Source organism: Sphingobium sp. LMC3-1-1.1 (genome assembly GCF_040676285.1).
Taxonomy (GTDB): Bacteria; Pseudomonadota; Alphaproteobacteria; order Sphingomonadales; family Sphingomonadaceae; genus Sphingobium.
The window spans coordinates 50,133-58,796 of the sequence record NZ_JBEGHQ010000034.1; the positions used below are offsets into that span (position 1 = coordinate 50,133).

Genomic DNA, 8,664 nt, shown 5'->3' on the forward strand with positions numbered 1-8,664 from the left:
GGTTCCGATCGCTTGGAAATCGCTCTAACGGCTCAGGACACGCTTGTCGAAGGGCGGCTCAGGCGGTTCCCGCTACCGGCGCGTCGACGAAACCCCACATCCGTTCCAGATTGTAGAAGCTGCGAACCTCCGGCCGGAAAAGGTGGACGATCACGTCACCCGCGTCGATCAGCACCCAATCAGCCACGGGCAGGCCCTCGACGCGGGCGGAGCGGCCAGTCGCCTGCTTGATCCGCTCGGCCAGCTTCTGCGCCATCGATGCCACCTGACGGGATGAACGCCCGCTGGCGATCACCATATGATCGGCGATGCTGCTCTTGCCTTCGAGGGGGATGGAGATGGTTTCCTGCGCCTGGTCGTCGTCAAGCGACTTCAAGACAAGGTCGTGCAGGGCGGCAACGCTGTCGGCATTATGAGCCGTGTCGTTGGCGGGATGCGGTCTGGTCAAAGATGCTCCATTCTAGACAATCAACCGGCGCGTGAGCGGGTCGCGCACGCGTTTGTGTTCATATTCGCGATGCCAGAGGGGGTCTGCCTGCCGCAGCAGGGTCGCCGATCTTGGATCAGGGCGAAAGCGCAGAAGCACAAGCGCCGGCGGTCTCCAATCCGTCCATGCTGCACTCTGGCGTGCGGGCCGGACGAAGCGCCGCAGCCAGCTCATGGCCGATGAGCCACGGGCGTCCTCATCATAGCCGGGCCGGGCGATTACGGCAATGGGCATAATCCGGGCTATGCCACGCCAGTCCCTCCATTGGCCGAACTGGGCAAGATTGTCCGCCCCCATCAACCAGATGAAGCGATTGCGGCGATAGCGGCTTTGCAGCGCCTTCACCGTGTCGATCGTGTAGCGGGTATGAAGCCGCGCCTCGATCGCAGTTGGCCGGATGAGGTTGCGCCGCGCAACTTTTTGGGCGTGGGCAAGACGGGCGGGTAGGGGCGCCATGCCGGTTTTCGGCTTGAGCGGGTTGCCCGGAGAGACCAGCCACCAGACTTCATCCAGTCGCAGAGCATCGATCGCGAACAGGGAAATATCCCGGTGTCCGTCATGCGCCGGATTGAAGGAGCCGCCGAGAAGGCCGATGCGTTTCATGATTCGCCCATGCCAGTCAGCGGCCCCGCACGCAAATTCAACGGGTGTGACGGGAGCACTCTCTTATTCTTAGTGAGCTAATAAATGGCCGCGACAAGCAATCTCAGCGTCCCATCCTGTGGTGAACGGCATTGGTTAGCTTCCTAATTTCATGCCGCCTTCTATTCTGCCGCGTTCGGCAGGGCCCGAATCGCTTCCGCCGAAGAGGGTTCGCGGACCAGCGCCTCCACCGGCTCCAGTTCCTCCAGTTCTTTGCCACCCGTCTCGATATTGAGGTCGCGAAGCTTGCGCCCCGTCACCAGCACACGACCTTCGAAGCTGCCGACGAAGCTGTTATAATCGGCCACGGCCCCGTTCAGCCGGTTGCCCAGCTTCTTGAGCGAACTCGCCGCTCCGGCCAGCCGCTCATATAGTTCCTTCCCCAGCATGCCGATTCGCTTGGCCTCGTCCGCCATCTTTTCCTGGCGCCAAACCGCCGCGACGGTCCGGGCGATGGCGATGAGGTTGGTCGGCGTGGCCAGCAGCACCCGCTTTGCAAAGCCATGGTCCCAAAGCTGGGGATCATGCTCCAGCGCCGCGGAGAGGAAATGTTCGCCGGGCACGAACATGATCACATAATCGGGCGCCTCGTCGAACTGGTCGGCATAGCTTTTCCGCCCCAATGTATCGACATGCGCGCGCATGGCGGCGGCGTGGGCGGACAGCAGCCGTTTCCTCTCCTCCTCGCTCTCCGCGCCATAGGCATCCTGATAGGCATTCAGCGACACCTTGGCGTCAATCACCAGCGCCCGCCCGCCCGGAATGCGCAGGATCGCATCGGGGCGCAAACGGCCGTCCTCGCCCTCCACGCTCACTTCGGTCCGGAAATCCACATGCTCGGACAGCCCACAGGTTTCCAGGACATTGCGCAACTGCTGTTCGCCCCAGCGCCCGCGCGCCTTGGGTGCATGGCGCAGCGAATCGACCAGCCGCTGGGCCTCGGCGCGCACCGCCTCCTGGCCCGTCTTCATCGATTCGATCTCGCCGCGAAGGATGCCATAGGCCTCTGTCCGCTGCTGCTCGATCTGGGTGATCTTCTGGTCGTAGCGCTGGATCGTCTCGTTGACCGGATGCAGCAATTGCCTGAGCTGCGCCTCGCTCTTCTCATGCGCCTGCGTCATGCGCTGGTCGGCGCGTTCCAGGAAATGGCTCTGCGCCTGGTGCAGCAGCTTGCCGCCAATCTCGCTGAACTGGGCGGAAAGCTGCTCCTTCGCGTCCTTGAGCGCGGCGATCTGCGCCTCGAAGGCTTCCGCCCGTGCCTGCGTGTCGGATCGCAACGCCGCCAGTTCCCGCCCCGCCACTTCCCGCGCCGCGCGCTCCGCTTCCACCTTCTGCGCCAGATCCGCCGCCTGCGCCGCGCGTTCCTGCGCCACCACCAGTTCCTGGATGGCGGCATTGCGCTGGGCCGCCGCCATGTCGAGCTTGCCCGCCAGATCGGCCTTTTCCGCCAGCAGCGGAGCCACGGACCGGCCCCGCGCCAGCCAGCCGATCGCCAGCCCCGCGACCAGAGCGACAATGACAAAGATGGTGGCCAGGCTGTCCATATATGCCCCTTTCCAGAACGAAAGGTGAACCTAGCCGCATGACGTCAATGCCGCAAGTCGGATTGTCTCGCCACAGAATTGAAAAAACAGATAAAAACTTAAGAATAGTGACAAGTCGTAACCGATATTAAAGAGAAATAGTGCAAGAAATAGATTGTCGAATTTCCCTTTTGCACGCGTAAATCCGCTCCATTTCTGCCGAAATTATCAATGGATCATGTCAGTTGCACCGGTCGGGCGCAGGCCGATCGAGCGCGACGACGGTGATGATCGTCGAAATCTGCGCACTGACAGATGTACTGCACACCCGTGTTCGATCGAATGAGCCTGCTGGCCATTCTTCCGGATATTCCGCATTGAAGGCGGGTTTTCCCGCCGCGATATAGGGCGCGGTATCGGAACAGAAATTGTCCAGGACGCAGCCTTCGAACAGGATCGCGTCGAACAGGGGAAGGAGCTTGGCGGATGATTTGCTCGCGTTCTTCTGCACCGGTTTCAGCCCATAGCCCCGTGCCCGAACCGACAGGGCGGTGACATAATCGATCATATCCTGCTCGGTCAGGGCGAAGCCGGTGGTCGATGCGCCATCCTCGAAGGAATCCATGACGTCGAATTCGACATAATCAAATCCCTTGTCGCGGCACATGCGCAATCGGTCATCCATGATCTGGATGAACTCGGGATAGCGGCGGATGTCGATATAGCGTTCCCCCGCAAAACCGGGATAGCTGTTGCCCAACAGTCCGGAAATGGCGGCCAGGCTGGCATAGTCTGGACGATTATTTTCGGCCGATCCAATGTCGAGATAACAGATCGTCCTGATCCCGCTGGCCTTGGCAAGCGTCACATAACTCGTCGGCGTGTCGAACCCGTCGACGTCGAGATAGGCGACCGCAGGCGGTGTCGCCGGTAATCCCTGGCTCTGCAATATCCAGTCCCAACTGGACAGCGGCGGCGGTGACGGGGTCGGTGACGGGCTGGGCGAAGGCGCTGGTGTTGGCGCGGGCGTCGGAGTCGGGGCGCTATTGTTGTTGGCGCCGCCACCGCTACCGCCACCACCACAGCCAGCAAGCATCAAAGCTGCCATTGCCAAGGCGCTGAGTTGCGAGAGATTTTTGTGAGCCGGAGACATAGTCATGGTCCCTGTATTTCGGGAACATTGATCGTGGATCACGAAATGGTTCCGGCGGGACGGGCAATCAAAACTGGCAACCTTATAAAGAAAAACAACTCACTCTGGGATATACCCTAAGATATAAATCAAATTTTATAATCGACGATCTCATATGTCGAATGATAGACCAATCTATTCATGAACGGGACAATTTTATGGGAATGCTGGTTAAATGAAGTTGACATAAGATCGTATCTAACAGCACATTAACCATGGAAAAAAATTGTTAAAAATCGAGTCGCCCCAAGATTGCGTGGTTTGACTGTAGCCATATGCGGCGCTTCCGATGTCCGGGCCGCAAGGGCGTTTTGAGAAAAGTGAGCTTTTTACTCTGATATCGCCTTATTGGCACGGATAATGGCCGGGACGGGCCGGATGGCATCGATTTATCGTCGATGCCAGGAGAAGTGCTGTCCTTCATTGTCCAATATATGTTCTGTCTCGGCTTTGCCGAATAAAAGAAAAAACGTTCAGGTCGCAAACTTATGATGTGATTTCCAGGATCCATAAGTTTGGGGGTTTGTCATGACCTTTGGCCATAGCGTCACAATAGACGGCTCTCTGGATGACTGGTTTGCCACCGATCGGATCGATGACAACAGTAATTCCGGCTATCAGATCTATTCAACCGTGGATAATGGCGACTTCGTCTTCGCGCTGAAGGCGCCCGTCGCCATCGGGACGAATACGACGATCTGGCTGAACACGGATGGCAAGACGTCCACCGGCTATCAGATATTCGGCTATGCGGGCGGCGCGGAATATAACATCAATTTCGCCGCCGACGGGACGATCAATCTCTATACCGGCGCTGCAGGTGAGACCCTGGTGCTCGGCGGCCTGACCGCCGCCTGGTCCGCTGATCACACGACCGTCGAATTCCGGCTGCCGACCGCTTCGGTGGGCAATCCGGCGGCGATGTACAGCTATTACGACATCAACGACACGATCTTCCTGCCGTCGAACTACCAGTCTGCACCTTTCACGGTCTTCAATCAGCCGACGGCGACCGAGGCGCCCGACATGCGGATCGGCATCGTCTTTTCGCAGACGACCTCCGATGCCTATTTCAACTCGACCGCCTATTCCCAGCTCTTCATGTCGGTCCAGTCCCAGGCGATGCAGGCCGGCATCCCCTTCGACATCCTGACCGAAGCCGATCTGACCGATCTCAACAAGCTTTCCCATTATGACGCGCTGGTCTTTCCGTCCTTCCGCAACGTACCGGTCGACCAGGTGGAGGCGATTACCCACACGCTCGAAATGGCCAGCAAGCAACTGGGCATAGGGCTCATCACCGCGGGCGAGTTCATGACGAACCAGCCCTATGTGAGTGGAGGCACCATTGGCGGCGACCCGCTTCCGGGTGATCCCTATGCGGCGATGAAGGTCCTGTTCGACGCCACGCGGGTCACGGGGGGCACCGGCAACGTGCAGGTGAACGCGACCGATCCGGCGGGTCTAGTGCTGGATCACTATACGAACGGACAACTCGTCAACAGCTACACCAATGTCGGGTGGAACGCCTTCACCAGCGTCAGCGGCACTGGCCAGACGATCGCGACCGAAACCATCAACGGCGGCCAGACCTATACGGCGGCGCTCGCCACCCAGACGGGATCGGCGCGCAATGTCCTCTTCTCCAGCGACGGCGTCATGGCCGACGCCAATATGCTGCAACAGGCGATAAGCTATGCGGTCAACGGGACCGGCCTGTCGGTCGGCCTGCATCTGACCCGCGATTCCGGCATCGTCGCTGCGCGCGTCGACATGGATCAGAGCCAGGAACTGGAAGACGTCAATCCGCCGGGATCCACGCCGGGCATCTACGACAAGCTGTTGCCCATCCTCACCCAATGGAAGGCCGACTACAATTTCGTCGGCAGCTTTTTCATCAATGTCGGGAATGGAACGAACGGCACCGGCACGGACTGGGCCATATCGGCGCCCTATTACAAGGCGATACTGGATCTGGGCAGCGAGATCGGCACGCACAGCCTGACCCATCCTGACGATACCAACAAGCTGAGCGCGAGCCAGATCGCGACGGAGTTCGGCGGCAGCACCTCGATCATCAACACCCAGCTCAGCAATTATCTGGGCTACGCCTTCCAGGTGGCCGGCGCCGCTGTCCCCGGCATGCCGGAAACGCTGCCGGTCTCCCAGGAGATCATGAAATATGTGACGGATTATCTGACGGGCGGCTATGCGGCGCAGGGGGCGGGCTTTCCCAATGCCTTCGGCTATATGACGCCCGACAATCAGAGCCAGATCTATTTCGCGCCCAACACCTCCTTCGATTTTACCCTGGTCGAGTTCCAGGGAAAGAGCGTGGCTGATGCCACCAGCGCCTGGCTGGCCGAATTCGACAAGCTCGTTGCCAATGCGCAAACCCCTGTGATCGTCTGGCCCTGGCATGATTATGGCGCGGCGGACTTCGTGTCGGGCAGTCCGACGGCTGACGGCCCCTATGACATTTCGATGTTCAACGCCTGGCTGCAACATGCGGTCGCGGCCAACATGGAATTTGTGACACTGGACGATCTGGCGCACCGGATGACGGCGCTCAAGAGTTCGACAATCACCTCGACGGTGGTTGGAACCACCATCACCGCCTCCGTCACGGGAGCCAATGTCGGCAATCTCTCGCTCGATGTCGACCGCCAGGGATCACTGGTCATACAGAATGTCTCGGGCTGGTATGCCTATGACAGCGACAGCGTATTCCTGCCGCAGAGCGGCGGCACATTCACCATCCACATGGGCGCTGCGGCAGACGACGTGACCCATATCATCGACCTGCCGATGCGGTCGGTGCTGATGAACGTCACGGGTGACGGTCGCAATCTGGCCTTCTCGCTGGTGGGCGAGGGCAAGGTCATCATCGATATCGCCAATCCCGGCGCCAAGGGCGTCATCGTCAGCGGCGCCACATTGGCCAGCCAGGTCGGAGAGATCGTGACGCTGGATCTCGGCAGCTCCGGCCTTCACAATGTCACGCTGGAAACGGGATATCAGCCCGTGATCACTTCCGACGGCGGCGGCGACAGCGCGGTGTTTTCAAGGCCGGAGAACGGCACATTGGTCACCACCGTCACCGCCACCGATGCGGATGTCGGTGACGTCGTCGCCTATTCCATATCCGGCGGGGCGGATGCGGCCAGGTTCGCGATCAACAGCACGACCGGCGTACTTTCGTTCATCAACGCACCGAATTTCGAAGCGCCCACCGATGTCGGCCAGGATAATGTCTACAATGTGGTGGTCCGCGCCTCCGACGGCTATCTGTTCGATGAACAGGCCATGGCGGTCACCGTCACCAATGTGAACGAGGTGCCCGTCATCACCTCAAATGGCGGTGGAGCGTCAGCGGCCATCTCCGTTCCTGAAAACACCACCATAGTGACCACGGTCCAGGCGATCGACCCCGACGCGGGGACGACGCTGGTCTATTCGATCGTCGGGGGTCCGGATCGCACGGCATTTGCGATTGATCCATCGACGGGAGCGCTCAGTTTCCTGACCCCGCCCAATTACGAAGCCCCTGCCGATGCAAACGGAAACAATGTCTACAGCTTGACCGTCCGCGCATCCGACGGGACATTGTTCGCTGATCAGGCGATCAACGTCACCATTACCAATGCGAACGAATCCACGCCCGTCATCACTTCGGGCGGCGGTGGCGACACGGCTGCCATTTCCGTTTCCAGCGGCACGAAACCCGTCATGAAGGTGACGGCCATCGATCCTGATGTCGGCACGACGCTGGTCTATTCGATCGCCGGGGGAGCGGATGCCAGCAAATTCACGATCAACGCGTCGACCGGCCAGCTCAACTTCCTGAACGCGCCCAATTTTCTGCTGCCGACCGATGCCGGCAACGACAATGTCTACGATGTGACGGTTCGCGCTTCGGACGGAACATTCTATGACCAACAGGCCATTGCAGTGACCGTCACCATATTCAACGCACCGCCGATCATCACGTCCAATGGCGGTGGCGCGTCGGCCACGATCAATGTGGCGGAGAACAGGACGGCGGTGACGACTGTCCATGCGACCGATGTCAATATCGGCCAGACCGTCAGCTATTCGCTGGGATCGGCAGTTGATGGATCACTCTTCAATATTGATCCGGCCACGGGTGTCCTGACCTTCAAAACGGCTGCGGATTTCGAAAGTCCCACCGACTCCAATCAGGACAACCGCTACCAGGTGCAGGTGTTGGCGACCGACAGCCTGGGTGCGCAGGATTTCCAGAACCTGACCATCGTCATCACCAACGTCAAAGGCGTTTCGCTGACGGCGGCGAATGGCGGATCGACGCTGACGGGCACGGGGGAGGAAGATACGCTGAAGGGAGCGGCGGGCAACGACACGCTGATCGGCAACGGCGGCAACGACACGCTGGTCGGCAATGGCGGTAATGACGTTATCGATGGCGGAGCAGGCAATGATCGCATCACCGGCGGAGCGGGGGCCGATATATTGACGGGGGGTTCGGGTGCCGATCTGTTCATCTACAATGCAATCGGCAACAGCACGCCCCTCGTCATGGATCGGATCATGGATTTCGAGGATGGCATCGACAAGATAAGCCTGTCTGGCATCGATGCCAATATTGTGCTTGGCGGCAGTCAGCACTTCGCATTCGTTACAGGAGCCTTCACCGCGCCCGGACAGATCCATGTCTATTCGGACGGCACGGATAGCTTTGTCGAAGCGAATACGGACAATAATCCTGCAACGATTGAAATGGCGATCAGGTTGATCGGTGTGCATAACCTGACCGCGAGCGATTTCCTGCTTTAGGCCTG

Annotated in this window: 5 protein-coding genes; 1 reads left to right on the forward strand and 4 read right to left on the reverse strand. The window is 59.5% G+C overall.

The genetic code is table 11. The features are described from left to right. Positions 1-58: 58 nt before the first annotated feature. From rsfS to MRBLMC3_RS16430, 4 genes are all read right to left on the reverse strand, one after another. Positions 59-448 (reverse strand): ribosome silencing factor, encoded by a 390-nt coding sequence (gene rsfS, locus MRBLMC3_RS16415; RefSeq protein ID WP_007686701.1) that lies wholly within the window; start codon positions 446-448, stop codon positions 59-61. A 12-nt stretch (positions 449-460) separates the two neighbouring features. Continuing rightward, positions 461-1,093 (reverse strand): nicotinate-nucleotide adenylyltransferase, encoded by a 633-nt coding sequence (locus MRBLMC3_RS16420; protein WP_363738943.1) that lies wholly within the window; start codon positions 1,091-1,093, stop codon positions 461-463. Between the two features lie 158 nt (positions 1,094-1,251). Beyond that, on the reverse strand, positions 1,252-2,673 hold the full coding sequence (rmuC, locus tag MRBLMC3_RS16425; protein ID WP_363830573.1) for a DNA recombination protein RmuC: 1,422 nt from the start codon (positions 2,671-2,673) through the stop codon (positions 1,252-1,254). Between the two features lie 220 nt (positions 2,674-2,893). Then, positions 2,894-3,760 carry an endo alpha-1,4 polygalactosaminidase gene (locus MRBLMC3_RS16430; RefSeq protein WP_363830576.1) on the reverse strand — a complete coding sequence of 289 codons (867 nt, stop codon included), beginning with the start codon at positions 3,758-3,760 and terminating at the stop codon, positions 2,894-2,896. A 612-nt stretch (positions 3,761-4,372) separates the two neighbouring features. Between MRBLMC3_RS16430 and MRBLMC3_RS16435 the strand changes: the two genes are divergently transcribed. After that, on the forward strand, positions 4,373-8,659 hold the full coding sequence (locus tag MRBLMC3_RS16435; RefSeq protein ID WP_363830578.1) for a cadherin domain-containing protein: 4,287 nt from the start codon (positions 4,373-4,375) through the stop codon (positions 8,657-8,659). Positions 8,660-8,664 lie beyond the last annotated feature (5 nt).